Origin of the sequence: Candidatus Methylomirabilis sp., assembly GCF_028716865.1 — a bacterium.
Classification (GTDB): domain Bacteria; phylum Methylomirabilota; class Methylomirabilia; order Methylomirabilales; family Methylomirabilaceae; genus Methylomirabilis.
Map to the genome: position 1 here is coordinate 1 of NZ_JAQUOY010000021.1, position 25465 is coordinate 25465.

Sequence of the window (25465 nt, forward strand, 5' to 3'; positions counted from 1 at the left end):
CCGGTGGTAGATGAGGGGGGGGAGTTGCGAGGGATCATCACCGTCGATGACGTCCTGAACCTGCTCCTCCCGATGATATGGAAACAGCGGGCAGCGAAAAAGTTCATCTAGCCGTTTCACCACCCAGGACACTCGATGCGGCTTTCGCGGATCAAGAAGCGGCGGATCCTCCGATTTTTGGCCATCATGGGCCCGGGGATCATCACCGCCAGCGTCGATCAGGACGCCGGAGGGATCGCCACCTACTCCCTGGCCGGCGCTCGCTACGGCTTCGGCCTGCTCTGGACGATCCCTCTGATTGTCATCAGCCTGGCGGTGATCCAGGAGATGAACGCCCGGATGGGGATCTTCGCCGGCAAAGGCTTGGCCGATCTCATTCGAGAACGGCTGGGAGTCCGGGTGACCCTGGTCGCCCTAAGCGTACTGGCCTTGGCCAATCTCGCCAATACCGTGGCGAATTTCGCCGGGGTCGCGGCCAGCACCGAGATCTACGGTGTGAGCCGGTACTTTTCCGTGCCCGCCAGCGCCCTCTTACTCAGTTGGCTGGTTGTGAAAGGGACCTACCGGTTCGTCGAGAAAGCCTTCCTCGTCTCCAGCGCCCTCTATCTTGTCTATGCCGTCTCGGCCTTCTTGGCGAGACCGTCGTGGTTGGAGGTCCTGCACGAGACCGTGCGCCCCAATTTCCACATGGACAGTGCATACCTGACGATGCTCATCACCGTCGTGGGGACGACCATCGCCCCGTGGATGCTCTTCTACTTGCAGTCTTCGGTCGTGGACAAAGGGATCAGTACGCGCGAATTCTCCTATGCCAGAGCCGACGCCTACCTCGGCAGCGTCATTGCGGGTGTCATGATGTTCTTCATCATCGTGGCCTGTGGCGCGACGCTCTTTCGGCACGGCATCCGGGTCGAGACGGCCGAACAGGCGGCGATGGCGATCGAGCCCTTCGCCGGCCGATTCGCCGCATTCCTTTTCGGCTTCGGCCTGTTTAACTCTTCGATCGCGGCGGCGGCGGTCATTCCCTTGTCGACAGCCTATGCAGTGTGCGAGGGGCTGGGTTGGGACACGGGTATCAATCGAACCTTTCGCGAGGCGCCAGGGTTCTTCAGCATCTACCTCAGCATGGTGGGGGCCAGCGCGCTGCTGATCCTCTGGCCGAAGGCGCCGCTCATCACCATCATGTACCTTTCTCAGACCTTAAACGGCATCCTGCTTCCGTTTGTCCTGATCTTTATGCTCTTACTGATCAACGACCGGGCGATCATGGGCATTCGCGTCAACTCACCGACATTCAACCTGATCGCCTGGGGAACCGCCGCCCTGATGGTGGTGCTGACACTTTTGCTATTGGTAACCTCGATTATTTGATTCGACGGGGCGAGGGCTTTTGCTTGACAGGTTTCTGTGTGCAAGGGTAAAAAGAGCAGGGTGGAGTGAGGATGGGGCCGAAACAGCGATATACGTCAGCGATCAAGGCATGGCCGGTGGAGGAGCGACCACGCGAGCGACTGCTTGCACATGGGTCGGGCGCGCTGACCACGGCGGAGTTGATCGCCATCCTGCTTCGGACCGGGACCGGCGGCCAGAGCGCCGTCGAGCTGGCCAGGAGCCTGCTGGAAAAAACAGGGGGTTTGCGCGAGCTGGATCGCAAGGGTGTGGAGGAGCTGCAAGAGGCCAAAGGGCTGGGTTTGGCGAAGATCGCCCAGCTCAAGGCCGCTCTAGAACTTGGCCGTCGACTGATGGCTGAGGAAAAGAAGGTTCTCGGGTCCGTGAGTTCCTCGAAAGAGGTGCATGAATGGCTTCGACCGCAGATGCAGGGCCTGACCAAAGAGGTGTTCAAAGTGCTTCTGCTCAACGGCAATAACGAGGTGTTGGAGAGCGTCACTGCCTCGGAGGGATCACTGACGGAAAGCCCGGTCTACCTCCGAAATCTGGTGAACTTGGCCAACCGACACCAGGCGGCTGCCCTGATCGTGGCGCACAACCATCCCTCGGGCAATCCTCGCCCCAGCCCGACTGACAAGTCGCTTACCGAGGAGTTGGTCGTCATGGGGCGGCTGCTCAAGATCGGTGTGCTGGATCACGTGATTATCGGTGATGGACGCTATTACAGCTTTGCCGACGAAGGGTTGATTGAGCAGTATGGTGCGGCCTTTGACGGACGTCGGACGCGGTGAGAAGCGGGGCAGGGGAGGAGGTGGAGCGTTTGGGCGTCAGAGGCTTGTCAAGGGTAGTGAGCGTTTCAGGACTGCTAGCCCTGTTGTTGTTGTCAGGGTGTCAGCTTATCCGCCAGTTCGTCCCTCCCGAGATCAGATCAATAAAGTCTCCGATCAGGCTGTCTCCGCTTAAACATGAGGTGACGGTTCAGTCTGCCCAGGGCATGGGCCCTGCGCCGTTTAAGGTCGATCAAGCCAACGCTGGGTCAGCCGAGGTCACGCTCACCCTCTCCAATCCGACCACCTCTGCTATTCGGGTGATCTGGACAGAGGGGACATTCATCACGGCAGAGAGTATGTCGTACCCAATTGGGGTGAAGACCGGTCAGGACCAACCGTCAACGCTGCCCACGATCATTGAGCCTAATGGTACGCTTCGGATGACGGTCGTTGCCCTCGCCAAAGACGGTAAGCCGGTAGCATCAGGGGGCAAGTCGATTGAGCCGCCCTATCGGGTAGGGCTCAAGCTCACAGTTGAGCGTTCGATCGAGCGATGGAAGGGCACGGTATGGGTCTTTGTCTCGTAAAGAGATCCTCGTAACAAGGAGGTATATTCGCGAATGGGAAGGAGCGAGACAATGCGGGTAATGAGGAGAGAGGTGAGGCGCAAAGCGCCAGGTGCGAAATCCGATGGACGCTCTGTTCTTAGAGGCGGGGTGTCGATAGCGGGAGCTGTTCTGACGTGTGCTCTTCTCGCTTTCTGGGTTCTGAACGGGTGGAGTGCTGAGCCTCCGCAGAGCAGTGAACATCACCATCACCCGATGGTGGCACCGCCGCCGCAGATAAAGCAACAGAGTGGCCCGGTAAAACAACAGCCTCGTCTCGCAGTACCTCCAAGATGGCGGTTTACCATGCCGGCCGGAGATCATCATGCGGGACGGCAGGTCTTTGCAGACTTTGAATGCTTCAAGTGCCATGAAGTTGTCGGTGAGAATTTTCCGGCGCCCAAGGCCGAGCAGGGGGATGTCGGACCCGCCCTCTCAGGGATGGGGGCGATGCATCCGGCGGAGTATTTCCTCGAGACAATGATCGACCCGAATGCCTCCGTAGCCTGGCGGATCAAGCACCACAAGGATGAACAAAAAGGGTATCTCGGTGCCGATGGTAAATCAAAGATGCCCAGCTACAACGAGACTATGACGGTCCAGCAACTCATCGATCTCGTCGCCTACATGAAGAGCTTGACCGAGGGTGGCCATCGACATTGAGGTCGGTGCGAGGCGCGAAGTGTGCGATACCAGCACGGGTCTCTACCAGCGGCAACGGGGCTTCTTTACGCAGGTCTACGAGTCTGGCGGGCCGACGCCTTGGCCTTCCACTGAACCAACGCCGGCTGTCAGCCGCTTGGCGCATCTGCTGAAGCGACGCAAGGGGGGTGGTCGGGTCCTCGACCTGGGTTGTGGCGAGGGACGACATACGCTTCTCTTTGCTAAAGCCGGACTCTTTACTGTCGGCCTTGACTATCTGGCCGCGCCCCTGAGGACGGTCTCGCAGCGGGCAGGTGAGAAATGTCTCACTCCACGGATCAGGCTCTTACTGGGCGATGCCCTCGTACCGCCCTTGAAGCCAGGTAGTTTTGACGCGCTGGTGGACAGCGGGGTATTCCATCACCTCAAGAAGGCTGACTGGCCGCTCTACCTCGACCGCGTGCTGGGCCTTGTGAGGCCGGGCGGATACTTCCACCTCACGGTCTTCAGCACCAAGTTCAAGCACTATCCTGGCGAGCGGCGGACTCGCAACTGGTTGGTCCACCGTAACCACTATGACCGCTTCTTCGTCAAGCATGACTTTGCCGGAATCTTCGGTCATCAGTACGAGATTCTCGCCATCGAGGAGGAGCGCGAGGGGCTGAATGGCTTCTTTCACGTCCTCATGCGGAAAGCGCCAGAGCCACGATAAGGATGATGCGTGCTTGGATAGCTCTTCCGGCCCCCAGAAGCGTGCCTATACAGCCATTGCATCTTCGCTCGCTGTGGCTGTTTATTCTGGGCTTCCTTATCAGTGTCCTTGTCGCACCACGGACCGCACACTTCGGCGGTCTGTCTACCCCCTTGGCTTCAGCGACCGAGCTAACGCCCGCTCTCCAGCCCGGTTTAACCATTGACGACCCCCAGACGCTGGAGATCATCGCGCAGCCGACCGTACGGCGGCAAATTCCGCCGATACGATTTGCAGGGGATCGTCGAACCTACGAGTTTCTGGTGACTCATCCGCCATTCTCGACGCAACTGGCCAGGCGTCTGCACCCACCCCTCGAACGATACACCGTGACGCAGATCGGGGAAGGTGTCTACACTGTCGAAGACCGTGGTGCCCTGCGAGGCGAAGCAAGATTGATCGCCGCGATGGGTGATCAGCGCATCTACCGATTCCAGGGAGAGTTCCGATCCCTTGCGAATCTCCTCCATTTTACCGGTCGGATGGTTCTGATCCTGCGGTATCGCGAAGTACGGGAAGGGGGCCGGGCCTCTATGGAGAGCAGTCCGGACTTCTACTTGCGAATCGATCATCCGTTCTTCCACGTCATGACGAAACTTCTGTCACCGCTCATCACCTCATTGATCGATCGGCGGGTGAATATGATCGTTGAGGCGACAAGCAAGCTCTTTGACCAAGTGCGTACAGACCCCGATGGATTTTTCAGACAGATGAGTACGTGGCCAGAGGTGCGACCCGAGGACCTGGAAGCGTACTGGCATGCTTTCATTGAGAAGGAGTCGACAGCGCGATGATCTTACGGGAGGCGATCGGCCAGCTCTTCATCCTTGGGTTTGAGGGTCACGAGCCATCCGAGGTCCTTGAGACCTTCGTGCGAGACCTTACCCCTGGCGGCTTAATCCTGTTTGGGCGGAACCTTGGCAGCCCGGAAGAGATCGCGGCGCTCACGAACGCATTACAAGTGGCCTCGCCGACCTCGCTCTTTTTCGCGATTGACCAGGAGGGTGGCAAGGTGGCTCGCCTGCAGCCTCCCTTCACCCAGTGGCCGGCCGCATCAGTGTATGGGACGGTCGGCTCGACTGAGCTGACCTACGCCACGGCTCATGCGATAGCCGGCGAGCTGATGGCGGTCGGGATCAACATGAATATGGCGCCAGTGCTTGATGTCCTGAGCAATCCGGCCAACCCGGTTATGGCGGGCCGATGCTATGGTTCGGACGCGCACATGGTAGCTCAGCATGGGATCGCCTGTTACCGTGGGCTCGCGTCGAAGGGTGTGCTTGCGGTAGGCAAGCACTTCCCTGGCCACGGCGATACGCTCGTTGATTCGCACCTGGCGCTACCAGTCGTCCCGCACGACGTGGGCCGCCTCTCGGCAGTAGAACTTGCCCCATTCGCAGCCGCGATCAGAGCAGGTATCCCGGCGCTGATGACGGCTCATCTCCTGCTGCCTGCCCTGGACCCGGAACAGCCGGCCACGCTATCGCGACCGATCCTGACCGATCTACTGCGCGAGCAATTGGGCTTTCGCAACCTGATCATTAGCGACGACCTCTTAATGCAGGGGATCGCAGACAACACCCCTCCCGGTGAGGCGGCCGTTCGGTTTCTTGAGGCCGGAGGCGATCTCATGCTGATTTGCCAGGATGAGACAGTGCAACGACAGGCGGTCCGAGCTGTGGCTGAGGCGATCGCGGCCGGGCGGTTGTCCGAGGCGCGAGTGCGAGCTTCGTACACTCGAATCGCCGATGCCAAGGCGCAGTATCTTCGGCGTAAGGCGGCAGCTTCCGCCGAGGAGATTCGCGCAGTTGTTGGTTGCGAGGCCCACCGGCGCTTGGCCGAGACCGTCGGTAGGGACTCCAAGGGATCATGAAGCGTCTCGGCCGGGCGGTCGGACCTCTCTGCATGTTGGTCTTCACGGCATGCAGTGCTGGCGCCGGTCTACAAGTTCTTTCTGCTGCCGATGAGAAGATCCGCGTAGAGCGAAGCGCTCACACGCTGCTGGAGTCGCTCCCATTCAAGTTTGTCGGGAGATCGTTCGCGTTCTATATCGTGGGTGACGATCGAGCTTCAGGATGGAATATCGCTCCAGGCATCATTTACATCAGTCAGCCGGCGGCTCGTAATATGTCCGATGAGGAGTTAGCCCAGCTTATCGCCCACAGTATAGGTCACGACCTATTGACCCATCCCGTCAGGGAAACGGATGTCTCAGACAGTCGCCAGGCCGCAGAACTTGTTACCATCGCTGTGGTGCCTGGAGGTCTTTTGCTGACAGGGATCGTGGAGGGAATGACGAGGAACGGTGACTATACCCTTTCCCAGGAGATCGATGCAGAGCGTATCGGCCTGCGACTCTGGCTCTATAGCGGTCGAACGTGCGCGACATGGATTGCGTTGCGAGAAAAGCAGGAAGAACAGGGACGGAGCTGGCACGAGCCGCGTCGAGATGTCACCCCGCCATTTGATGATCTTATTGCCGTGGTGAAGGGGGAATGCGTGCGACGGCAGTAGGGGCGCTGCCTGCTACGCCCGGTGCGAGGCCATTAGTGGCGATGGGATTTCTCGGCTGCCTCAACGAGAGCTCGAAAGAGCGCGAGTTGCTCGGGGTAGCGGGCCACCATCCGCTCGGGATGCCAGTGGACGGCGAGGAGAAAGCGCCCCGGGCCTTCAATCCCCTCGATAACCCCGTCAGGAGCGGCGGCGTTGATCGTGAGATTGGGTGCCAGATCGCGGATGATTTGGTGGTGGGTGCTGGTTACGTCCAACTCTCGAACGCCGAGAATCTCGATGAGGCGAGAGCCTTCCATAATCGTCACCGCGTGCGCCGACTCCCCGCGCTGCTCCCGAGAGCTCTGGTGGGTGGGGTCGGTCTCTTGCCGGTAGGAGAGGTCCTGATAGAGACTGCCGCCCATGGCCACGTTGACGACCTGGAGCCCGCGGCAGATCCCTAAGAGCGGCAGGTCGTGGCTGCGGGCAGCATGAACCAGTGCCACTTCGAAGCGATCTCGCTCTTCGTCGATCTCACCGCACCGTTCAAGGACGGTCTGCCCATACAGGGAGGGGTGGATGTCGGCCCCTCCGGTCAGGATCAGCCCGTCTATTGCCTCTAGGTACCCTTCGATCAGGTCAGGCGCCGCATGGGGGATCGGCAGAATCAGCGGTAGGCCGCCGGCCTCGAGGACGGCACGCGGATAGCCCTCCAGCACCGCCTCCCAGCGCTCGTCGTCATCCCGGTAATGCCAACTTGTGATTCCGATTCTTGGCCGCATTGGTCAGATCCTTCGCACGACGCGGCCAGGTCTGGCGTCGGTATGCTCGCCGGCCTCAACTACCGGAACCCCGTTGACGAAGACATGATGGATGCCGATGGGGTACCGGATCGGCGCCTCATAGGTCGCCCTATCGGATACGATCGCTGCGTCGAAGAGGACCAAGTCGGCCATGCAGCCGGACTGTACACGCCCCCGGTCCAGCAGACCAAGCTTGCGGCATGGATCCCAGGTCATCTTCCTGATGGCGGTTGGCAGGTCGAGCACCTGCCGCTCCCGCACAAAGTGGCCCAGGACCCGCGGGAAGGTCCCGAAGGTTCTCGGATGAGGCCGACCGTGACTAAGCGGACCCTCGTGGCCGCGACACCCGGAGTCTGACCCGATCATCGCATATGGCTGTTGTAGAATCGTATCCAGGTTCTCCTCACACATGGTAAAGAAGATGGCATCGACCTGCATCTGTTCGGCGATCAGGAGGTCCAGAACGAAGTCGATCGAGGAGGTTGCGGCTCGTACTGCCGCTTCAGACACCCGCAGCCCCTCATAGCAGCGGTTCTCCTCGCGCGTCACCTCGGAGATCATCAGTCGGGACCAGTAATCAGGCGGGTAGTGCGTGGTCAGTTCCTGCATAATCCGGACGCGCGCTGCCGGGTTACGCAGCCGTTCGGTTCGCTCCCGTTGCCCGCCTTCCAAGGCCCAATCCGGCAGGACCGCTTGCAGCCCGGTGTTGGAGGCGGTGTAGGGGTACCGGTCGCAGGAGACGTCAAGGCCTCGCGCTCGCGCCTCTTCAATACGCTGTAGCGCCTCGTGAAGCTTCGGCCAGTTGCGCTCGCCAGAGGTCTTCAGGTGGGAGATCTGAAGGGGGATTTCCGCCTTTTCCGCCACTCCGACAATCTCCTCGATTGCCTCAAGCAGCCCATCGCCTTCGCTCCGCATGTGGCAGGTCAGCACGCCACCAGCCTCCCGCACCGCGATCGCAATCGCCGTGAGCTCCTCAGGCCTGGAGAAGCAGGCGGGCGCGTACACCAGACCTGTGGACAAACCAAGCGCGCCCTCGGCCATCCCTTGTCGCGCTCCTTCAACCATTGCCCTCAGCTCCTGCGATGAGGGCGGGCGGTTGGCGCCTCCCATGGCCGAGCCGCGCAGGGTGTTGTGGCCGATCAGGAGACCGAAGTTCTCGGAGATCCCCGTGGCCTCCAGTCGCGTGAAGTAGCCTGTCACTCCCTGCCAGGCATGGTCGAGGCCATAAAGGTCACGGTAGGTGGCTGTCCGCTCTTCGAGCCAGGATCCCCATATCGGGGCGGCCGCGTATCCGCAATTGCCCCCGATCTCAAGCGTCACCCCCTGTCGCACGGCGCTGTCAGCCGTCGGCTGAAGCAGGAGATGGTAATCGGAGTGCGAGTGAATATCTACGAAGCCAGGAGAAAGCGTAAGGCCGGCGGCCTCGATCACCCGATACCCGGAGGATGGGGAAATTCGCCCGATCTCTGCGATTCGGTCGCCGGCTACGGCGAGGTCAGCCCGCCGCGCGGGACTTCCGGTCCCGTCGATGAGGTCAGCGCCTCGAATTACCAGGTCATACATCGTTATCCAGTAGCTTTCAGCGATCAGGGAAGATGCGTTCTCAACTTAATAGTTTAATCCGCCCTTTATACTTCGCTTCCAGTTGACGATTATGCTCATCGCCTCCTGGGAGGTTGGCGCTGAGATAGATGGGTGGGATAAGCCCCTTCGCGATAAACCGCTCCACCACGCCGCAGATGATCGAGTTGACGATAAAGGCCCCTGCTACAAGTGATGTCGGTCCCACCTTTGCTGTAAGGCGGGGGAAGGTAAGGGCGCCATCGCCGGCCTCGCCGAAGTTGTTGATTACGAGGTCCGCCACCTCGAAGAGACGCTTGCCACTCGGATGGCGTGAGGCCACGGCCTGGGCGTGACGCAGCGACGTGATCGCGATCACTGTGAGTTCTCGCTTCTTCGCCTCCAGTGCCAACTCGATCGGGACCGGGTTAATCCCGGCGTTGGAGATGATGATAAGGACCTCGTTGGGCCGCGGCTCGTGGTAGTCGAGAAGAATCGCAGCGAGGCCGCTGAGTCGTTCCAATCGTCCGCTCTTTTTTGGGGACGTAAGCGGGCTTAGGAACGGCTCGGTCATCGTATTGACGGGAACCAGCCCGCCAGCGCGATGGAACGCCTCTTCGGCCACCGAATGGGAGTGACCACTTCCAAAGATGTGCAGGACACCATCGGCTACGAGAGATGAGAAGATTAGATCGGCAGCTTTGTCGATCGCCTCCGCCTGGCTGTGCTGGATCTCGCTAAGCAATCGAACTACGGCTTCGTAGTATGCTGGATTGTTCATCGTAGTCCTTGAAATGCCCGTCCCGGAACGATCTTGCCCAGGATCGCGCTATGAGTCGCCCCGGTGATGCGGGGCAGATTGCCTGGGAGTCCGTGGGCCGTGAGGTAGGCCAGCAGGGCAAAGGCTGAAGCCTCAATGGCCCGCCCTGGAAAGCCCGCCTCATCGGCGGTGAGGAGGCGGCACTCAGGCAGCGCCTCCTGAAGCCGTTTAATCAGCATGGGATTATCTGCCCCACCACCGCAGGAGATCAGCTCTGCCGAAGCAGCACTGCGTGGGAGGTCGCGTCGGACGTGGAGCGTTACCGATTGGGCCGTAAAGGCGGTGACGGTTGCCACAAGGTTCTCCTCTGTCACGTTACGGGCTGCGGCGCGTCGGAGCAACGCCTCGATCAGCGAGGGGCCAAACTCTTCCCGTCCCGTGCTTTTGGGAGGCGTGCGACGGAAGTAGGGGTGAGCCATGAGCCAGCGCAGGAGACGAGGATCTACCTCTCCAGAGGCGGCGATTTGACCATCCAAGTCAGCACCCATCGCCCCGCCGGTCAATCGTGCCACAAGGCCATCGATTAGGACATTACCAGGTCCCGTGTCAAACGCTAACACACCGCGCAGGCCGTGGCCCTTCGGCAGGAAGGTCAGGTTGGCGATCCCACCCAGGTTCAAGACGATTCGGCTTCGGTGGGGATGACGGAAGAGCAACGTATGCAGGTAGGGGGTAAGCGGCGCGCCCTCGCCTCCCGCCGCCAGGTCGCGGGGGCGGAAGTCGGCCACAGTCGTGATACCGGTTCGCTCGGCAATAACCGATGGCTCTCCGATCTGCAGCGTGGAGCGAATCGACACGCTGTGCTCAACTGTGGGGCCGGGGAGATGGGCGATGGTCTGCCCGTGTGAACCGATGAGCGCCACATCACGCAAGGGGACGCCGGCATGCCGGGCCACCGAGATCGCCACTGTTGCGAAGAGCTCACCAAGCAAGACATTCAAACGACAGATCTCAGAGGTCGCGCCAGATCCAGCGTCTGCCACTCGCAAAATCTGTTCCCGGAGCCCGTTGGGAAAAGGAAATACCGCGAAGTGCAGAAGTCGGAGCTTCGGGAGCCCCTTGTTTGAGCCGATCTCCAGAAGGGCGGCATCGATTCCATCTGCCGATGTCCCAGACATGAGCCCGATGACCTTCATGGGCGCGGTTTCACAGTCCACCGACCGCGTCCTTGAGACGGCCAGAGGAGGGTAAGGGGCGCGGGTCGGCAGCTCTTGTATCAATCGAACAGCCGGAAGCGGGGAATGTAATAGAGCGCAGCGACGCCATCCTTCCATCCAATCTTTTTCCCCTCGGCATAGGTCCGGCCGTGATAGGCGATCGGCACCTCGTAGATGCGACACCCTAACTTGGCTACCTTTACGGTCAGCTCTGGCTCGATGCCGAACCGGTTCGATCTGAGCCGCAGCCGCTGGAGTACTTCGACCCTAAAGACCTTGTATCCGACCTCCATATCACTCAGATTGAGATTGGTCAGCATGTTACAGAAGGTGGTGAGGAGCCGATTTCCCTGAAAATGCCAGAAGTAGAGGACACGATGGGGGCCGCCATGGAACCGGTTGCCGAAGACGACATCGGCGTGGCCGTCTAAGATCGGCTCCAGTAGCTTCGGGTAATCCTGCGGGTCGTACTCCAGGTCGGCATCCTGGATGATGACGATGTCGCCGGTCACGTGTTCGATCGCGGTCCGAATCGTCGCCCCCTTGCCACGGTTCTGCGCGTGGAAGAGGAGGCGCACCTGGTCCCGGTGGTCCCGTGCGAGTCGTTCCAGAATCTCGCGTGTCCCGTCAGTCGAGGCGTCATCGACAAGGAGGATCTCCTTCTCGTAGGGGACTGCTTCCACCCGCTTGAGGAGCAGTTCCACGGTATCCCGTTCGTTATAGATTGGAATGATTACAGAGAGCTTCATCACACCCAATACGTGTCAGGTTAGTTGAGCGAGCAATATGAGGCTCTGTCCCAGCGGTGGCGTGACACGGCTCTCGATCGCCTTGACGATGGGGATAATCCAACGATCGTAGCACCGTACCATCCGCGGCGAGATGGTCCGCGACCTCAGGATGCGGCCTGCGACGAACCATGACACGATGCCCGGGAAGTTCATGAACTTCAGTTCAAGGATCTGGAATCCTGCCTCTGTAACCTTTGTCTGAAGCTCGGTCTTCCGATAGCGTCGGCAGTGGCCGAAGGCCTCGTCCAGCGATCCGAATAACCAAGGGAGCGCGGGGACGAAGAGCAGTAATTTTCCACCTGGCGGGAGAACCTTCCCGATGGTGGTAAGGGTTCGACCATCATCCTTGAGGTGTTCCAGGACATTCACACCGATGATGGTGTCTACCCGGCCCTCGCGCAGACGATCGACGTACGCCTCAACCTCCCCGTCGACTACTTGGACCCATCCCTTCGCTGTGAATCGATCGCGCAGACACGCTAACAAATTATGTGCAGGCTCTACCAAGATAAGCCGATGGATGTCTTCCTCCAGGAGCAAGGAGGAGAAGGTCCCAATGCCCGCGCCGAGTTCGCAGACCACGTTCCCAAGGTGCGGCCGAAATTCCCGCATGATCCATCGATAGTAGTTGTGAGCCAGGGCCATAGGCTCTAATTCGCCGCTTAGATAGTCCGACATATTCCTCTTCCTCGGTGCTCTGGGTGTCAGATCGTGGCAATCCGAGAGGCCACTCAGCGACTCCCGCACCGGTAGGAAACCAGTAGGAAGGTGAGGGCGCGGCATGCTCAAGCGTGTTGAAACTCTTCTCGGACCTGCCGCAAGCGGGCCGGGTCGGTGAACAGATCTACCGCCGTCATGGCGAGCGCCTTAGTTGCAAGGAGCGTTGCACGGTCACCGGCCGGCCCACCGGCCGCCTCAGCGAAAGCGGCGGAGTGGCAAACCACGTCAAGTCGGTCAGTCAGGGCGATGGTTGGGTGGAGCGTTGGGACCACTTGACTCACATTGCCCACATCGGTAGAACCAAGCTCTTGATCCTCTGGTGTTTGCTCCACTTGCTCACCCAATGTCTCTAGGTTTGCCTGAAAGAGTGCGCCTAGCGTTCGATTGCATTTCATCGGGTGGTACTCCTCACCTTCCTCCTGAATCGCCACTGTTGCTCCCGTGGCCTGGGCGGCGGCCTCGAAGCAGGCGACCACGCGACGGCGCAGGTCGTGTAGGTAGTCAAGATCCAGCGCTCGAATGCAAAACCGGGCGGCGGCATAGTCCGGGATGATGTTGGGTGCCCGACCGCCGTCGGTGATGATCCCGTGGATCCTGGCGTCTGGCCGGAGCTGTTGACGAAGCGCATTGAGGTTCGTAAAGGCGAGGACTACCGCATCGAGCGCATTAATGCCGAGATGGGGGGCCGCTGCCGCATGGCTGGCCTTGCCGAAGAATTCAATTCGGAGCGGAAGCATAGCCAGGGCGTCCTTAAAGAGCTCAGTTCGGTTGCTCGGGTGAACTAGAAGCGCTGCATCGATGTTGGCGAATAGACCGGCCTTCACCAGAGCAATCTTGCCCCCGCCCTTTTCCTCGGCGGGGCAGCCGATCACAAGCACTCGCCCTTCGAGCGCAGCCAGAGACGGCTGTAAGGCTAAGGCGGCGCCGATCGAACTGGTAGCGATCAGGTTGTGGCCACAGGCATGGCCGAGCGAGGGCAGCGCATCGTATTCAGCAAGAAAGGCGATAGTTGCTGATGGGTGATCGACACCTGCCGAGGCGACAAAGGCGGTCGGTAGGCCGCCAATACCCTCGATTATCTCAAAACCATGCGCCCTGAGAAGTGAGGTCAGGTGTTGCACCGACTCCCGCTCCTCGTAAGCCAACTCCGGATGTTGGTGGAGAAAATGGCTGGTAGTGATCAGTTCGTTCGACAGCTGATCGACCGTCGTCACGATCTCGTTTTTAATGTGTATCTTCATTTAGCCGGAGCGCGTCTCGTCGATGGGGTGAACTGAGCCACCCCACGCATCAGACACGCATAGCCGTTTACCGGACAATGGTGAAGGTGGTCTGTTGGGTTGCTTTCGTGCCACCAGCCGTCACGCTCATGACCACCCGATAGCTTCCACTCGCCGCGTTTGTGGGGAGGGTGAGCGGCTGACTGCTGGTCCAGGTCCCCTCCATTCGCTGCACTTGCAAGGTTGAGTCGCCAACCACCGAATTATTAAAGAAGATCTGCCGGCGCTCTGAGACTTGAATGGTTTGCTGAGCGTTCCGAGCGAGCACGGCAAATCTCATATTGAGGTTGATCGTTTCGCCAGGGTGGATCTTGGCAGGATGAGCCTCGACGGCTTCGATCCGAAGCACGGTTCCCTGCGCTGAGTTGTAGTGGTACCGCTCTGCTGTTGCAGCTCGATCTTGAGCTCGCGCCTCTACGACATTACCAATGACGCCACCTGTGAGGCCTCCCACGAGACCGCCTAACAGCGTCCCGGCGGCGTTGCCGAAAATCAACCCTCCGGTCAACATGCCGGCAGCAGTCCCGATGCCGGCGCCAATGGCCGTCTCGGGATGTGTCTTCACCTGCTCCTCAATAGCCGCACAGCCCGTGCCTCCTACGACCAGGAACAGACACAGCAGCCAAGCGATTCCTTGTCTGAGAGAAAGCGCCATCTGCATCATCTCCTCCTTTCAGTGTGAAGGTGATCCCCCTCCTTGAGGTCATCTTAGCAGCCGTTCATGAGCGCGTCAATCGAAGCACTACGAGTAACGCGGTACCTATGGTTGCGACTGTTGAGGTTCTGCTATATATTACTCAAAAGGTGAGAGACAATGAAATACCTCGTAACAGTAAGCGCGATCTTCCTGCTGGTGCTTGCAGGGTGTGCCACGCCTCCGAGCCCTCGGGAGAGCGGGACGGTGACCGGTGCCGCGGTCGGTGCCGCCACAGGTGCCATTCTTGGCGGAATTGCTGGTGCGCCGGGGAGGGGTGCGGCCATCGGCGCAGCGGTAGGGGCGGTTACCGGCGCACTGACAGGTGACGCGATCCAGAGCGAGCAGGCAGACAGGGCGTCTGCTTCGAGATATGCCTATGCGACGCCGCCATACCCGCCACCCAGCGGCACTCTGCAGATCGAGGTGACGCCAGAGGACGCTGAGATCTTCGTTGATGGCAGGCGGGTTGGGCTGGCCAAAGAGCTCCGTGGTCCAGGCGTAGTACCGGTTGTTGCGGGTTTCCACCTCGTGGAGTTACATTGGAGAGGGTTCAGCGTGACGAGTCACATCGTGGTTCCACCACAAACCACGGTGCTTCTCAGACGAGACCTGGAGCCTTCCGCTCCAGCCTTGCCTTAGATTCGCGCCTCTGGAGCCCAACATTAGCCATCAACCCGAGGCACTGATCAATCTCGGTCTTGCTTGCAGTCCAACCTGTACGATTTTCTCGCGACCTTGCCTATGTTCTCAAAGCTTGGGGAGAGGGTGGGCGTGACCCTTTTCTTGCTCTTCATCATCAGCCGACTGATGAGTCTTGCCTGACAAAGAAGGGACTGCTGTAAGATACGCTTGGAACGTAATCTCTGAAACGGAGGAAGGAATATGAGGGTGAGATGGCTGATGATGGTGGGGTTCACGTCGGTGGCCTTGGCAAGTGGCCAAATGACAGTGGCATTTGCGGAGGAGTGGGCTGGGCCAGCGGCGGCATCTCAGAAGGCGATTCGCGGGTTGACAAATGCTGGACTTGGCGTGGTGGTCGAGATTCCGAAAACAGTCTACTACGATACGGTTGAGGATGGACCGCTATACGGGCTGACGGTCGGGGTCTTGGAGGGATTGAGCTGGGGGCTGGCGCGAAGTCTGGTCGGGGTCTACGAGGTGGTAACCTTCCCGTTCCCGATTCCGGCAGGGTATCGTCCGATTTACAAGCCTTCGTATCCGTTCGAAGCCGGGAAGACCGATCTTGCCGATTGAGGGGTGAATCGACCAGAGGGCTCCCGACAGTCATGATCGAAGCTAGAGACGTTGCCTAAGGAGACTGGTCGTTGACCGGAGGTGCCGGCTACTGAGGAGGCATTGGAGGCTGCGACTCGTAGCTGCTCTCGGGCTGGACCGGTGGCGCTGGTGACGGGTAGTCTACAGGCGGTGCGCTGTAGCCTCCTTGAGGGGGACTCCCTGCCGTCGGTGGACAGTATGGCGCATAGGCCGGATCTGGTGAGAGGCATGGATCCGACCAATAGTAGGGGTAGCCGTAATAGTCGGAATACGGATAGCCGTAGTAGGGATAGTAGGGGGGTACACCCCCATAATAGTAGTAAGGGTCGTACCACCACCAAGCCGGGACAAAGGTGCTTGCGCCAAACCCAAAGAAGAAATGATCATGGTGAAAGCGGGGATGCGCGCCTTGGCCATGAAAGTAAGGGTGATCTCCACCGCGGGTAAAACCACCTCTTGCTCCTCCCCCCATCGGGTTACCGCTCCGGCTCCCCCCGATCATGCCCCCACCCCCGAAGCTGCTGGCGCCGCCTGCGCCGCCTATACCTCCATCCCCGCCACCTCTGCCGCCCGCCTGGGCGAAGCTGACAGGGATCGCAACGAACAGTAGGAGCATAAGGATACTTGCGATGATCGCCAGAATCACTCTACTTTGCTTCATGATCCTTCCCCTACCAACGCTGGGCCATCTCGATATGTATGAAGCTCCTGCCTGCTTTTTGCTGGATAGAACGACACCTATTTGAAGTCCCCTTCGGAAATCTGAAGGCGAAAGCTTCGATCTCTCTGGTCAATCTGGATCTGCCGCTCGTACCGTTTGGCGGGTGCCGCCCCTGTAGCGATCTCCGTTGTCGGCTTGGCTACGATTCGGTGGGGCCCGGCAATTAGCCCGAGTTGGCGTGACTCGCCTGGTCGAAGAGTCAGAATTGGTGGAATTCCAGCAATGGCCGGCTCAACATCCAGATACACGTTAACGGTCCATGTGGTGGCGTTAACCAGCGTCCCCGGCGTTCTGGGTGGACCCATGGCCGGTGGCGGGCCCTGCCAGGCAACCGGTACCGGTGGCGGACAGAAGCGCCACCCCTCCCTGGCTTCGATTAACTGCTCATTCTGGATGCCCGCTTCGGAGATGCCGAGGGTGATAATTCCTAGGAAGAATCGCGCCGCATACTTCGAGTCGCGAGTCCCGACCGAATCGCAGGGACGAACCGCAAGGCTGGCACATCCCGAAAGGGCAATCGCCAATGCGACAAGAGCAATAACTCGTTTCACCGTGGTCTCCTCGTTACGACGTGACGATTTGGCTGCCACGTGACACCTTGCAAGAGGGTCGGCAGGCTGCTCGTCCTAATAACCGTAATATCCACAATCGTACCGATAGTACCCAAAGACCCAGTTGCCGTAGCTATCATAGTACCCGGGGACCCAGACCCGCGCGCAAGGAGGGTAGGCCCCGTAGTATGGAGCCGGCGCGTGCGGATAATAAGCTGGGGGCGGTGGATAGGGGTATCCATACATGGGATACGGTGCCAGGGGAACCGCCAAATTCAAACCAAAGGAGAAATGTGTCCTCGCCGATGCAGAGTCCGCCGTAAAGAGGAGAAGACCGGTCATGAGTAGGGCTCCGATCATCAGTGCAGCCAAGCTCTTCTTTGCAACTTTCATCTCATCCACCTCCTCTCATATTCTAAACTACGTATTACCGCTTTTATGGTAACATGCGTCATCTTGGAATTCAAAAGATCGCAGATTCACTGTATTGCCACGTGAGGACGCGCTGCGCTATGAGATCAATGCCCAAAGAAGCCTCACCATTTATGCGATACCGACACTATTCGTGATGTGGCAAACTCTGCGTACTCTTTCTAGTCTTTTTGATGCTCCTGTGAGGCTTCGCGTTTACTGGTCTAAAGTAATAGTCGAACTTGCTGCAAGAGTCTTCCGCTAAAAGAGAGTTCCACGTTTCGCGTTACGGGTAAGGTGTTCGCTGCCGGGAGGGAAAATCAATGGTACAGGCATATCTGATTGGAGGGTGATCGATGGTTCACGCCTATGTCTTCATCAGGACGAGCAAGGCCAGGGAGCAAGAGGTGGCAGACACGATCGGGGAACTACAAATGGTGAAGTTTGCACACATTGTTACCGGCAACATCGATGTCGTGGCCTTTATCGAGGCCCCGGATCTTAGTACTCTGTGGGATACGGTGAATCATGTTCAGGCGCTGCCGGCGGTAACGCGGACTACCACGAGCTTGGTCGTCGAACCTGTGTAGTAGTTCTGGTCTCAGGCGAGGCCGGCCAGCAAAGCAGCCGATGCTGCAGTTGCGGCAGTCACCTGTTGGAGGAAGGAAAGATTCAGGGTGTCGAGGGTGTCTGTAGGCAGGTGATAGTGTGGGTTACGCAGGAAGGCGGTATCAGTGATCATCGCAGCCGGATAACCGGCATCCCAGAATGGCGCATGATCGCTCTGGCGCACGAGTGGCCGGTTCTCTCCATTCCCTTCCACGACTAAAGCCTGAACGGGCAGCGAGGGAACGACCAGTGTCGCCGTTTCTTTAAAGAGGGAAACAAGCCCCTCCGATCGTCGATTCCCCACCACGCCGATGAAATCCCCCGCTACAGGCGCCTTGACCCCTGGGGGCGCAGTCTGGGTTGCGGCGGTGTAGCCGATCATCTCCAGGTCAAAGACGCCCGCAATCGTGACGCCGCAGGCCTTGGCCTGCTCAACAAAGTAAAGGCTGCCAGGGTTTCCATACTCTTCGAGGGGAAAAGCGACAAAGACTAGGTCATGCATGAACCGGTGGCAGGCCAAGGCTCCGGCCACCTCGAGCAGTCCGGCCACCCCGCTTGCGTTATCGTCGGCCCCAGGACTATTCGGCACCGTATCGTAGTGGGCGACCACCAGCACCTGTCCATTGCGGAGCGATCCCGGGTGTGAAGCGACCAGATTCCGGTACCAGCGGCCCTCGCACCTGAATCGCTCTTCCACGAGATGCAGGCCGAACCCCGTGAGGGCCTCTGCGATGGAGTCCGCAGCAGCCTCCATGCCGGCATACCCGTTAAAAGGGTCCCGTGGTCCAACAAGCCGTTCGAGGTGTCGCCGCGCCCCGCCTTCGGAGACCGCTCCGGCGATCTGACAGAGTAGAGGATCGATGCGCTTCACCGCGCCGAAAGCATCACTGGGGTAATTGGTTGGACTTTGCGCCATTCAGCGCCTTGGCGTTGGCGTAGATCGGGACGCCGGCCCGCAGCGCGAGGGCGATAGCATCACTGGGTCGGCTGTCGACCGTAATCTCTTTGCCATCGGCCTCGAGGTAGATGGTGGCATAATAGGTATTTTCTCGAAAGTCGCTGATAATGATCCGCCGCAGGTGAGAGTGAAAGGTCGCGAGGAGGGAAAGGGTCAGGTCGTGGGTCAAGGGGCGAGGGGGTTTGATCCGCTGCAGAGGAACGGCGATGCTTTGGGCCTCAAGAGGTCCGACGAAGAGCGTGAGTTCGCGCTTCTCCCCTTTGCCGCGAAGGAGTACGGCAGGCTGATCGCCTCCTTGAGTGGCGGCTACGCCCAGCACCTCCATTTCGTATAAGTCCTTGGACTCATCGGCTCGTGCGGCAGCAGTCTTGGGAAGGAGAAGCAAACCGCCTAAAAGAGCGGCGAGCATACTCATCCGACGTCGCGCGAAATAACATTGCTGATTATTCATTCAGGCAGCGAACGAGGCGCCAGCCATTCAGGAGGTTCACACGATGCAACTGCTCGGGAGTAAGCTGCGCCTCCTTCAGGACGGGCATGAGCTTCAGGTCGGTTTTGAACCCGAGCCGGGTACACAGGGGGGCCACCAACTCCTCGAAGGTGCCGACCACGGGGTTCTCACTTTTGAAGTGATTCAAGATCACGATGTGCCCTTTCTTCTTACACACTCGTTTGATCTCTCGGAGAACCTGAACAGGTTCTGGGACTGCGCTGATCACGTACGTGGCGACCACATGGTCGAAGTGCGCGTCGGGGAACTCCAGCTTCGATGCGTCCATCTCCTTAATGGTCACGTTGTCCATACCATATTCCTGCACCTTCTCCCTGGCCTTGCTCAACATTTGCCTGGAGAGGTCGATCCCGACGAGGTGACAGTCTGGTGGGTAGAGCGGGAGGTTCAATCCAGTGCCGATCCCCACTTCGAGTACCAGGTCGTTCGGCTTGATCCCAAGAAGCTGCACCGCCGCGACCCGACCCGGGTGAAAGATCTTTTCGAACAGGAGGTCGTACATGGGGGACAAGATGGCGTAAGCTCGCGTGATCTGCTTATAGTCTAAGGCGACCATTCAACCCTCCGATGATCCTGTTGCGGGTCACTATCCCTCCCGACAACATAGCACGCATCACAAAAGTAATGCATTATACTCTACCTGGACTGTCGCGCAAACAAGTTTTCATCAAAGGCCACCGGCAGTCGGACTGCCCGCCCTTGCAGATCACGGTACAACAGATACCCGTGCTGCCGACCGAAGTCGTAGAGTCGCTTTGTCAGGAGCACGTCCTGTTTACAGTATTCAATGACTCGATCGATCTCTCCCGCCTTAAACCAGGCCAGGCTCTGCAGGCCATCTGCCGACTTTCGTTCCCCTAGGGTCTCCTGGGCCAGATGGTCCAGCTTCAACCGGAATCCTAGCCTCTGGTGGACGCACTCGAGGATGTCCAGGGTAGGTAGGGCGTTCCAGTCGACATTGGCATAGGCTCGCAGGACATCGAAGTCGAACCGTCTAAGATTGAACCCGACGATCAGGCGCGCGTGGATCAACTCGCTGATGAGGGCATCAACCTGCTGTTCGGTGTAGACGCGGAATTCGGCGCGATCAAGGTCGTAGGTGACGCCAACGGCCAGACCCATCCGATGCCGGTGTTCCCACCCGCCAACATCCTCGGCGCTCCGCTGCGTCTCAAGGTCAAAGACGATCGCGTGGGACTCCGTAGCGGCGATCTCTGATTCCTGCTTCATCAAGGGCTCTGATGTGGCTGTCGAGGGGCGACCGATGGGCTGCGTGGCATCGGCCCAAGGCGCCTCCCCGAGCAGGCCCTGAAGGGTCAAGTGTGCGCCCTGCTTATCGAGGGGCTTGTTGCCCGAGCCGCATTTCGGTGAGTGGACGCACGAGGGACAGCCGCAATCGCACGGGCACTCCTCCAGAAGCTGTCGTGTCTTGAGGAACAGCTCCGGCAGAACCTGGAAACCCCGCTCGGTGAGCCCGATCCCTCCGGGGTAGCCGTCATAAATGAAAATGGCCGCGCGAGCCACCTGCGGATGGATGGGGTACGAGATCCCGCCGATGTCCGAGCGGTCACAGAGGGCGTAGAGCGGAAAGAGGCCGATCATGGCGTGTTCCACCGCATGAATGCTCCCCATGAAGTGAAATCCCGCCGTCTCAACGGTGACCTTCAGTCCATCAGGCACCTCAAACCAGAGGCCAATGGTCTCAAAGGTTAAGGGCGGCAGATCCAATTGATACGATCCGATCTTATCCTGACCGAAGATACGCCTGCGCTCATAGCCAAGCACTCGCTCGGTGACTTTCAGGCGACCCAGGTGATAGGGGATCCCCTGGTGGTCCGCAGACTGTAGGATTTCCAGGATCTCCGTATCCTTCTCGGCAAGTGGCGCGGTGTAGTAATCAGCGGCGACCGGTTTGACGTGGACTTTGTGCTGAATCAGGTCCAGGCTCAGAGACTCGTACTGCTGCCCCTGGTGCAGATAGATGGCCCCAGGATGGCACTCGTGTATGGCCCGGATCCCGTCAATGGTGCCGATGACCCGACCGGTCTGGTCAAGAATCGTACAGGCCTCTCCCGTGGAGCGGATGTTGATTCGACGCTGAGGGTGGCGCTCGCGGGCGTACCACTCGGTTCCATCCGCCGACAGGAGCAACCTCCCCTGGTCGTGGAGCGACTGGATAAGGTCCTTTTCAGCGGCATAGAACGCATCGTCGGATCGCAACGGCACCTCTGACGCAGCGGCCACGAGATGCGCTGCCAGAATCTGACGGTTGCCGGGATCGACGATGGCCGCTTCGTAGGGTCGATTGAAGAAGTCGTCGGGGTGGCGGAAAAAGTACTGGTCGAGGGCGTCAGGAACCGCAATCAGGATGATCAGGGCCTCACGCCGGCCGCGACCCACTCGACCACCCCGCTGCCAGGTGCTGGTGATGCTGCCGGGATAGCCGACGAGGAGGCAGGCATCCAGTCCGCCCACATCGATCCCAAGCTCCAAGGCCGAGGTGGTCACGACTCCTGCCAGTTGTTCGGCGAACAGCCCTCGCTCGATCGTCCGGCGTTCGTCAGCCGTAAAGCCTGCTCGATAGGCAGCAAGCTTACTGCCAAGCGTCGGATCGGCTTGCCGTGTCCACATGGCGATCAGCTCGGTGATCTTCCGAGCCTTGGCAAAGACGATGGTCTTCAGCCCTTTCCGGAGGCAGCGGAGCAGCAGGTCGGTCGCCTCAGTATACGGGCTGGCGATCGGATTGATCAGGAGGAAGCGCTTGCCCCGCTGTGGGGCCCCGTCGCCATCGATCAGGTGAAAGGTGAGACCGGTCAGTTGTTCCGACAGGTCGAGGGGATTACTGATCGTCGCCGAGCAGGCGATAAATTGCGGCTGCGCTCCGTATGCTGCCGCCACCCGCCGCAGACGCCGCAGGACGTGGGCGATATGCGAGCCGAATACCCCGCGATAGGTGTGCAGTTCATCGAGGACCACATAGCGGAGGTTGCGCCAGAACTCCCGCCACTGGTCATGGTACGGGAGCAGGGAGAGATGGAGGAGATCAGGGTTGCTGAGCAGGAGCTGTGGTGGATCCTCCCGGAGCTTTGCCCGCCGGGATGCAGGCGTGTCCCCGTCCACAATGGCGGCGCGGATATCCTGCCCCCAGGGAAGCAGGGACTGCAGCGTCTTCAGTTGATCCTGTTCCAGCGCCTTGATCGGGAACAGCAGCAGGGCGCGGGCCGAACGATCAGTCAGAAGGTGTTCGAGGATCGGCAGGAGATAGGTCAGGCTCTTCCCGGATGCGGTGGAGGTGACGACTAGGGGATGCTTGCCGGCGCGGGCCGCCTCGATGGCCGCGCACTGATGCGTATAGAGATGGTCGACCCCGATGCTCCGGAGCGTGTCGCCGAGCGGCCCTGGCAGGGGATCGGACAGATTCGCATAGATGGGTGGTTTCGGTGGGATATGCTTGAGATGGACAACCTGCCCGCGAGACGAGTACCCGCGGCGCAGTTCATCCACGAACCGATCGACCTCCAGGATAGGTGGAGGCAAGGGAAATCGCCCTGCTGGACGCGCCTTTGCAGCCTGCATTGTCCTCAGGCGCCTTGGATCAAAATCCTGGTGCCGTCTGCCATTTCTCGTGGCCACATATACTCTAGTTATCTATCACGGCATGGGAAAGCGTGTCAACATCAAAACCCTGTTGTGTTAGAACAGTAAAGACGTATGGCATCCGCTTCCAGATTCCGTTAAGATACCTCTGCCCCAATGACCTCAACCGACAGAGGAGGTGGTGGAGCCCATGAGCCTTTACTGTTCTTAGAGCTTCTTCAAACCGCTTGACAGTCGATCGCATCTTCTCTAAGATCAAATCTAAGATCAAAAGTAAGTTACGATTGCCCTTGCTGGAGAGCCCGGCGAGGGCATTGCTTCATGAAGTAGTATGACAAGCTCACCACAGGCGTAATCGGGAGGGATGTATGGCGTCAGACAAGGTCGTCGAGGTTACTGATCACAATTTTGACGAACAAGTGACGAAAGGGAGTGGACTGATCCTGGTTGATTTCTGGGCTGAATGGTGCGGTCCCTGCCGGATGATCGCTCCGATCCTTGAAGAGTTGGCAGTTGAGTGCGAAGGGCAGATCACTGTTGCTAAACTGAATGTGGACGAGAATCGGCAGACCTCGGCTCGTTTCGGTATCCGAAGCATTCCGACTATCCTCTTCTTCAAAGATGGAGTGCAGGTCGAGCAACTGATCGGTGCTATGCCGAAATCAACCATCAAGGCAAAAGTCCAACAGCATCTGTAATGTACTGCTCCATCGGGCACCCTGCCGTTCTCGCCTGGGATTCCCACTGAGCCCTGTTCCGGGTTTGCCCTTGACCACTTTTTCTCCCTTGTGGTACGGTAACGCCCTATTTTCTCAGTCTTAAACCATGTTGCTCAACCATGGCGGAGATGCTGCACCCATCGTTTAATGAATTTTCGCGAAAGGCCAAGGACGGGAACCTGATCCCCGTCTATCGTGAGATCCTCGCTGACATGGAAACGCCGGTCTCGGCGTTTCGAAAGATCGATCGCGGTGAGTATGCCTTCTTGTTGGAGAGCGTGGAGGGGGGAGAAAAGTGGGGCCGCTATAGCTTTCTTGGCAGCAACCCCAGCCTTGTCTTGAAAGCCAAGGGATCGATGATTGAGGTGATCAGCAAGGATGGGATTCAATCTCACCCTATTGAAAAAGATGTACTGGAGCCACTGAAGGCGATCCTCTCGCGGTATCGGCCGGTGCAGACGGATGATCTGCCAAGATTCTATGGGGGAATGATTGGTTTTCTGGCCTACGATGTCGTTCGACAGTTTGAGCGGCTTCCGGCGATCACGAAGGACGATCTCGACCTGCCCGATGCCCTTTTTCTCCTGCCCGATACACTGCTGATCTTCGACAATGTGTCTCACCGGATCAAGGTGGTCTCCAATGTTCTTATTCCCGAGGCGACTCCGAGGCGACTCCGGGAGGCGTACGATGACGCCGCCAGGAAGATCGACGGGATCGTCGAGGCGCTGCGACGTCCGCTTGATATGAGTCAGACGCAGGGTAGAGGCGAAGGGACGCTACGCCTTGACTCCAGCATGAGTCATGCGGAGTTCATTCAGGCCGTACAGCGCGCGCAGGAGTATGTACGGGCTGGGGATATCGTCCAGGCGGTAATCTCCCAGCGTCTGTCGACCAAAACTGCAGCCGATCCTTTCGATATTTACCGAGCCCTCCGGATCATCAATCCGTCGCCGTATATGTACTACCTCCGGCTAGGCGATTTCCGGGTGGTCGGCAGTTCGCCCGAGGTGCTCGTCCGATTGGAGGAGGGCAGGATTGATCTCCGTCCGATCGCCGGTACCCGTCCAAGGGGGCGGAGCGATGCAGAGGACCTGGCCCTGGAGCAGGAGCTGCTCGACGATCCCAAAGAACGGGCAGAGCACATCATGCTGGTAGACCTCGGACGAAACGATGTCGGGCGGGTGGCAGAGGTGGGGTCGGTTACCGTCTCGGAGCTGATGGCGGTGGAGCGGTATTCGCACGTGATGCATATCGTCTCCAATGTTAAAGGGGTGCTCGCTGAGGGATACGATGCCTTCGATCTGCTGCGTGCCTGCTTTCCCGCCGGGACTGTGACCGGCGCTCCCAAGATACGAGCCATGGAGATCATTGAGGAGCTTGAGCAGGTGCGTCGTGGGCCGTATGCGGGCGCGGTTGGGTATTTTGGCTTCTCCGGCAACATGGATACCTGTATTACCATTCGCACGGTCGTCATCACCGACGGGATCGCGCATGTCCAGGTGGGCGCCGGGATCGTCGCCGACTCCGATCCGGAGCGCGAGTACGAGGAAACGATGAACAAGGCCAAGGGGATGCTCAAGGCGATCGAGATGGCCGAATCGGGCGATCTTTTGATCGGGCGTGCGGGGTAAACTT

The 25465-nt window shown here is 59.2% G+C and carries 28 protein-coding genes and 1 pseudogene; 14 read left to right on the forward strand and 15 right to left on the reverse strand.

The annotated features are described in order from the left end of the window. Positions 1–3: 3 nt before the first annotated feature. The 9 genes from PHV01_RS09160 to PHV01_RS09200 all read left to right on the forward strand — a co-directional run bounded on the left by PHV01_RS09160 (position 4) and on the right by PHV01_RS09200 (position 6671). A complete protein-coding gene (locus PHV01_RS09160; protein ID WP_337290902.1) occupies positions 4–111 on the forward strand; it encodes a hypothetical protein in 108 nt (35 codons plus the stop codon). 24 nt (positions 112–135) lie between these two features. After that, positions 136–1371 carry a divalent metal cation transporter gene (locus PHV01_RS09165; protein WP_337290854.1) on the forward strand — a complete coding sequence of 412 codons (1236 nt, stop codon included), beginning with the start codon at positions 136–138 and terminating at the stop codon, positions 1369–1371. A gap of 71 nt (positions 1372–1442) precedes the next feature. Continuing rightward, positions 1443–2180: a DNA repair protein RadC gene (radC, locus tag PHV01_RS09170; protein WP_337290855.1), complete on the forward strand. Its 738-nt coding sequence runs from the start codon at positions 1443–1445 to the stop codon at positions 2178–2180. A 179-nt stretch (positions 2181–2359) separates the two neighbouring features. Then, positions 2360–2746, forward strand: coding sequence for a hypothetical protein (locus PHV01_RS09175; protein WP_337290856.1), 387 nt, complete (start codon positions 2360–2362; stop codon positions 2744–2746). A 324-nt stretch (positions 2747–3070) separates the two neighbouring features. Continuing rightward, positions 3071–3427: a c-type cytochrome gene (locus PHV01_RS09180; protein ID WP_337290857.1), complete on the forward strand. Its 357-nt coding sequence runs from the start codon at positions 3071–3073 to the stop codon at positions 3425–3427. After that, positions 3411–4118: a class I SAM-dependent methyltransferase gene (locus tag PHV01_RS09185; RefSeq protein ID WP_337290858.1), complete on the forward strand. Its 708-nt coding sequence runs from the start codon at positions 3411–3413 to the stop codon at positions 4116–4118. The genes PHV01_RS09180 and PHV01_RS09185 overlap by 17 nt, the downstream gene beginning before the upstream one ends. Positions 4119–4159: 41 nt before the next feature. After that, positions 4160–4951, forward strand: coding sequence for a hypothetical protein (locus PHV01_RS09190; RefSeq protein ID WP_337290859.1), 792 nt, complete (start codon positions 4160–4162; stop codon positions 4949–4951). Next, positions 4948–6030 (forward strand): beta-N-acetylhexosaminidase, encoded by a 1083-nt coding sequence (gene nagZ / locus PHV01_RS09195; protein ID WP_337290860.1) that lies wholly within the window; start codon positions 4948–4950, stop codon positions 6028–6030. Before PHV01_RS09190 ends, nagZ begins: the two co-directional genes overlap by 4 nt. Then, positions 6027–6671, forward strand: a complete 645-nt coding sequence (locus PHV01_RS09200) for a hypothetical protein (RefSeq protein ID WP_337290861.1) — start codon at positions 6027–6029, stop codon at positions 6669–6671. Before nagZ ends, PHV01_RS09200 begins: the two co-directional genes overlap by 4 nt. Positions 6672–6703: 32 nt before the next feature. Here the strand turns inward: PHV01_RS09200 and PHV01_RS09205 are convergent, their stop codons facing one another. The 8 genes from PHV01_RS09205 to PHV01_RS09240 form a co-directional block, all read right to left on the reverse strand. Beyond that, on the reverse strand, positions 6704–7429 hold the full coding sequence (locus PHV01_RS09205) for a gamma-glutamyl-gamma-aminobutyrate hydrolase family protein (RefSeq protein ID WP_337290862.1): 726 nt from the start codon (positions 7427–7429) through the stop codon (positions 6704–6706). A 3-nt stretch (positions 7430–7432) separates the two neighbouring features. Beyond that, on the reverse strand, positions 7433–9013 hold the full coding sequence (locus PHV01_RS09210; protein ID WP_337290863.1) for a D-aminoacylase: 1581 nt from the start codon (positions 9011–9013) through the stop codon (positions 7433–7435). A gap of 40 nt (positions 9014–9053) precedes the next feature. Then, complete coding sequence (locus tag PHV01_RS09215) at positions 9054–9791, reverse strand: SIS domain-containing protein (protein WP_337290864.1); 738 nt, start codon at positions 9789–9791, stop codon at positions 9054–9056. Then, positions 9788–10987, reverse strand: coding sequence for an anhydro-N-acetylmuramic acid kinase (locus tag PHV01_RS09220; RefSeq protein ID WP_337290865.1), 1200 nt, complete (start codon positions 10985–10987; stop codon positions 9788–9790). The genes PHV01_RS09215 and PHV01_RS09220 overlap by 4 nt, the downstream gene beginning before the upstream one ends. A gap of 59 nt (positions 10988–11046) precedes the next feature. Then, positions 11047–11736: a glycosyltransferase family 2 protein gene (locus tag PHV01_RS09225; RefSeq protein WP_337290866.1), complete on the reverse strand. Its 690-nt coding sequence runs from the start codon at positions 11734–11736 to the stop codon at positions 11047–11049. A 15-nt stretch (positions 11737–11751) separates the two neighbouring features. After that, positions 11752–12456, reverse strand: coding sequence for a class I SAM-dependent methyltransferase (locus PHV01_RS09230; RefSeq protein ID WP_337290867.1), 705 nt, complete (start codon positions 12454–12456; stop codon positions 11752–11754). A 107-nt stretch (positions 12457–12563) separates the two neighbouring features. Continuing rightward, positions 12564–13739 (reverse strand): M20 family metallopeptidase, encoded by a 1176-nt coding sequence (locus tag PHV01_RS09235; protein ID WP_337290868.1) that lies wholly within the window; start codon positions 13737–13739, stop codon positions 12564–12566. A 67-nt stretch (positions 13740–13806) separates the two neighbouring features. Further along, positions 13807–14433, reverse strand: coding sequence for a glycine zipper domain-containing protein (locus PHV01_RS09240; RefSeq protein ID WP_337290869.1), 627 nt, complete (start codon positions 14431–14433; stop codon positions 13807–13809). Positions 14434–14592: 159 nt separating this feature from the next. Here PHV01_RS09240 and PHV01_RS09245 point away from each other — a divergent pair, with 159 nt between their 5' ends. Then, positions 14593–15114 (forward strand): glycine zipper domain-containing protein, encoded by a 522-nt coding sequence (locus PHV01_RS09245; protein ID WP_337290870.1) that lies wholly within the window; start codon positions 14593–14595, stop codon positions 15112–15114. A 243-nt stretch (positions 15115–15357) separates the two neighbouring features. Beyond that, positions 15358–15729 (forward strand): exosortase system-associated protein, TIGR04073 family, encoded by a 372-nt coding sequence (locus PHV01_RS09250; RefSeq protein WP_337290871.1) that lies wholly within the window; start codon positions 15358–15360, stop codon positions 15727–15729. An 88-nt stretch (positions 15730–15817) separates the two neighbouring features. On the opposite strand, the gene PHV01_RS09255 is transcribed toward PHV01_RS09250, so the two are convergent. The 3 genes from PHV01_RS09255 to PHV01_RS09265 form a co-directional block, all read right to left on the reverse strand. Then, positions 15818–16411 (reverse strand): hypothetical protein, encoded by a 594-nt coding sequence (locus PHV01_RS09255; protein WP_337290872.1) that lies wholly within the window; start codon positions 16409–16411, stop codon positions 15818–15820. Between the two features lie 77 nt (positions 16412–16488). Further along, on the reverse strand, positions 16489–17022 hold the full coding sequence (locus tag PHV01_RS09260; protein ID WP_337290873.1) for a hypothetical protein: 534 nt from the start codon (positions 17020–17022) through the stop codon (positions 16489–16491). A gap of 75 nt (positions 17023–17097) precedes the next feature. Next, a complete protein-coding gene (locus PHV01_RS09265; protein WP_337290874.1) occupies positions 17098–17415 on the reverse strand; it encodes a hypothetical protein in 318 nt (105 codons plus the stop codon). A gap of 374 nt (positions 17416–17789) precedes the next feature. Here PHV01_RS09265 and PHV01_RS09270 point away from each other — a divergent pair, with 374 nt between their 5' ends. After that, complete coding sequence (locus tag PHV01_RS09270) at positions 17790–18023, forward strand: Lrp/AsnC ligand binding domain-containing protein (protein ID WP_015744006.1); 234 nt, start codon at positions 17790–17792, stop codon at positions 18021–18023. A gap of 11 nt (positions 18024–18034) precedes the next feature. On the opposite strand, the gene PHV01_RS09275 is transcribed toward PHV01_RS09270, so the two are convergent. From PHV01_RS09275 to PHV01_RS09290, 4 genes are all read right to left on the reverse strand, one after another. Beyond that, entirely contained in the window at positions 18035–18958 is a 924-nt protein-coding gene (locus PHV01_RS09275) for a M20/M25/M40 family metallo-hydrolase (RefSeq protein WP_337290875.1), read from the reverse strand. Next, positions 18927–19325, reverse strand: coding sequence for a bifunctional nuclease family protein (locus tag PHV01_RS09280; RefSeq protein ID WP_337290876.1), 399 nt, complete (start codon positions 19323–19325; stop codon positions 18927–18929). Before PHV01_RS09280 ends, PHV01_RS09275 begins: the two co-directional genes overlap by 32 nt. Positions 19326–19443: 118 nt before the next feature. Then, entirely contained in the window at positions 19444–20067 is a 624-nt protein-coding gene (locus PHV01_RS09285) for a methyltransferase domain-containing protein (RefSeq protein WP_337290877.1), read from the reverse strand. A gap of 80 nt (positions 20068–20147) precedes the next feature. Further along, the gene (locus PHV01_RS09290) at positions 20148–23087 is read right to left on the reverse strand and encodes a DEAD/DEAH box helicase (RefSeq protein WP_337290878.1); all 2940 of its coding nucleotides are present in this window, start codon (positions 23085–23087) and stop codon (positions 20148–20150) included. A 383-nt stretch (positions 23088–23470) separates the two neighbouring features. On the opposite strand from PHV01_RS09290, the pseudogene trxA reads away from it, so the two are divergent. Together trxA and trpE are read left to right on the forward strand one after the other, a co-directional pair. After that, a pseudogene (gene trxA, locus PHV01_RS09295) lies at positions 23471–23806 on the forward strand (thioredoxin); the annotation flags it as partial. A 149-nt stretch (positions 23807–23955) separates the two neighbouring features. After that, positions 23956–25461 (forward strand): anthranilate synthase component I, encoded by a 1506-nt coding sequence (gene trpE / locus PHV01_RS09300; protein ID WP_337290879.1) that lies wholly within the window; start codon positions 23956–23958, stop codon positions 25459–25461. Positions 25462–25465: the final 4 nt, after the last annotated feature.

Excerpts from the sequence above, each read along its gene's own strand:
- PHV01_RS09165 (WP_337290854.1), top strand. The coding sequence starts at position 136 with ATGCGGCTTTCGCGGATCAAGAAGCGGCGGATCCTCCGATTTTTGGCC.
- radC (WP_337290855.1), top strand. The coding sequence starts at position 1,443 with ATGGGGCCGAAACAGCGATATACGTCAGCGATCAAGGCATGGCCGGTG.
- PHV01_RS09180 (WP_337290857.1), top strand. The coding sequence starts at position 3,071 with ATGCCGGCCGGAGATCATCATGCGGGACGGCAGGTCTTTGCAGACTTT.
- nagZ (WP_337290860.1), top strand. The coding sequence starts at position 4,948 with ATGATCTTACGGGAGGCGATCGGCCAGCTCTTCATCCTTGGGTTTGAG.
- PHV01_RS09200 (WP_337290861.1), top strand. The coding sequence starts at position 6,027 with ATGAAGCGTCTCGGCCGGGCGGTCGGACCTCTCTGCATGTTGGTCTTC.
- PHV01_RS09205 (WP_337290862.1), bottom strand. The coding sequence starts at position 7,429 with ATGCGGCCAAGAATCGGAATCACAAGTTGGCATTACCGGGATGACGAC.
- PHV01_RS09210 (WP_337290863.1), bottom strand. The coding sequence starts at position 9,013 with ATGTATGACCTGGTAATTCGAGGCGCTGACCTCATCGACGGGACCGGA.
- PHV01_RS09215 (WP_337290864.1), bottom strand. The coding sequence starts at position 9,791 with ATGAACAATCCAGCATACTACGAAGCCGTAGTTCGATTGCTTAGCGAG.
- PHV01_RS09225 (WP_337290866.1), bottom strand. The coding sequence starts at position 11,736 with ATGAAGCTCTCTGTAATCATTCCAATCTATAACGAACGGGATACCGTG.
- PHV01_RS09230 (WP_337290867.1), bottom strand. The coding sequence starts at position 12,456 with ATGTCGGACTATCTAAGCGGCGAATTAGAGCCTATGGCCCTGGCTCAC.
- PHV01_RS09235 (WP_337290868.1), bottom strand. The coding sequence starts at position 13,739 with ATGAAGATACACATTAAAAACGAGATCGTGACGACGGTCGATCAGCTG.
- PHV01_RS09240 (WP_337290869.1), bottom strand. The coding sequence starts at position 14,433 with ATGGCGCTTTCTCTCAGACAAGGAATCGCTTGGCTGCTGTGTCTGTTC.
- PHV01_RS09245 (WP_337290870.1), top strand. The coding sequence starts at position 14,593 with ATGAAATACCTCGTAACAGTAAGCGCGATCTTCCTGCTGGTGCTTGCA.
- PHV01_RS09250 (WP_337290871.1), top strand. The coding sequence starts at position 15,358 with ATGAGGGTGAGATGGCTGATGATGGTGGGGTTCACGTCGGTGGCCTTG.
- PHV01_RS09255 (WP_337290872.1), bottom strand. The coding sequence starts at position 16,411 with ATGAAGCAAAGTAGAGTGATTCTGGCGATCATCGCAAGTATCCTTATG.
- PHV01_RS09265 (WP_337290874.1), bottom strand. The coding sequence starts at position 17,415 with ATGAAAGTTGCAAAGAAGAGCTTGGCTGCACTGATGATCGGAGCCCTA.
- PHV01_RS09270 (WP_015744006.1), top strand. The coding sequence starts at position 17,790 with ATGGTTCACGCCTATGTCTTCATCAGGACGAGCAAGGCCAGGGAGCAA.
- PHV01_RS09275 (WP_337290875.1), bottom strand. The coding sequence starts at position 18,958 with ATGGCGCAAAGTCCAACCAATTACCCCAGTGATGCTTTCGGCGCGGTG.
- PHV01_RS09280 (WP_337290876.1), bottom strand. The coding sequence starts at position 19,325 with ATGGAGGTGCTGGGCGTAGCCGCCACTCAAGGAGGCGATCAGCCTGCC.
- PHV01_RS09285 (WP_337290877.1), bottom strand. The coding sequence starts at position 20,067 with ATGGTCGCCTTAGACTATAAGCAGATCACGCGAGCTTACGCCATCTTG.
- PHV01_RS09290 (WP_337290878.1), bottom strand. The coding sequence starts at position 23,087 with ATGCAGGCTGCAAAGGCGCGTCCAGCAGGGCGATTTCCCTTGCCTCCA.
- trpE (WP_337290879.1), top strand. The coding sequence starts at position 23,956 with ATGCTGCACCCATCGTTTAATGAATTTTCGCGAAAGGCCAAGGACGGG.